The organism is Blastomonas sp. CCH1-A6 (genome assembly GCF_001556365.1).
GTDB lineage: Bacteria > Pseudomonadota > Alphaproteobacteria > Sphingomonadales > Sphingomonadaceae > Blastomonas > Blastomonas ursincola.
The window spans coordinates 1-1223 of record NZ_LSIS01000343.1; the positions used below are offsets into that span (position 1 = coordinate 1).

At 62.6% G+C, this 1223-nt stretch carries 1 protein-coding gene; it reads right to left on the bottom strand.

What is annotated here, in order from left to right; all coding sequences use genetic code 11:
* Positions 1-322: 322 nt before the first annotated feature.
* On the bottom strand, positions 323-1223 hold a 901-nt coding region (locus tag AX735_RS16485), incomplete at its 5' end, for a LysR family transcriptional regulator (RefSeq protein ID WP_446471831.1).

Below are 1223 nucleotides of genomic sequence, written 5' to 3' on the forward strand. Positions count from 1 at the left end.
GAAACAAGCGAGGCGGTTATGCTGGCAGCGGCGATAAACGAGCGCCGATCAAGGTCTGGCATTTGCAATTCCCTGTCTTGATGCTGGCAATTTACAGACCCATCCTGTGGCTCCGATGCGGTGCATAATGCCAGTAGGGACGGACTGCGGTGCCGGAATTGCGCGACCAACCCGCGCTTGCGCAAATTATCGCCCATGGGTCAGCGCACGCTGGTAGGTTTGCCGGTTGTTGGGGCTTCGGTTCAGGTGTCGCGCATTGCAGCGTTCACCTGGATATCGGGGGAGCCCATACGCGGGAACTCTTGGGCGCGCTCCTGCGCAGTCATCCGGCCGCCAAGCCGGGTTGCGGATTGATCACCGGGTCGTCTCGCAGCCTTCGCGCTGCAAAATCGATGAATGCCCGCACCTTGGCGGAGGCGCGACGACCTTCGAGATGGACCAGGTGCACCGGCAGGGGATTGCGCTCGAATTCTTCGAGAACCAGCCTGATCCGGCCTGCAGTGACTGACGGGCCAACCTGATAGGATAAGAGCCTGCTCACCCCCCAACCCTGCTCAACGGCGTGCAGCACGGCGGCGTTCGAGTTGCAGGTGAGCGAAGGCTGGATGCGGATCGTCAGTCGATCATCGTCTCCAAAGCGCCATTCATGGCTGCCGAGCGAGCCTGTCGCCACGATGACGCGGTGGCGCTCGATATCGGCGGGATGTTGAGGTACACCATGCCGCTTCAGATAGCCAGGGGAGGCGCAGATGACCGATCGCACAGCCCCGACCCGGATTGCGGCCATGCTTGAATCGCTCAGGTGGCCGATCCTCAGCGCCAGATCCATGCCTTCCTCGAGAAGATTTGTGACCCGGTCCAGCAGAAGCAGCCTGCCGCTAACATCGGGATGTTGATCGAGAAAATCGAGTAGGATCGGCATGATGTACAGCCGCCCGAACATCACCGGGGCGGTGATGGTCAGCAGCCCGCGCGGTGATGCATGCTGCCCCTGCGCGGCGGATTCCGCATCCGCCAGTTCCTGCAGGATACGTTCGACATCGGCCAGATAGCGGTGTCCCGCTTCGGTCAACGCAACGTTGCGGGTGGTGCGGCTGAACAGACGCGTCCCGATATGGTCTTCGAGCGCCGCTACCGCACGGGTGACGGCGGGCGGGCTCAGCCCCATCTGCCGGGCAGCGGCGCTCGAAGACCATATCGGGACGCGTCTGTTCAGCCGCACC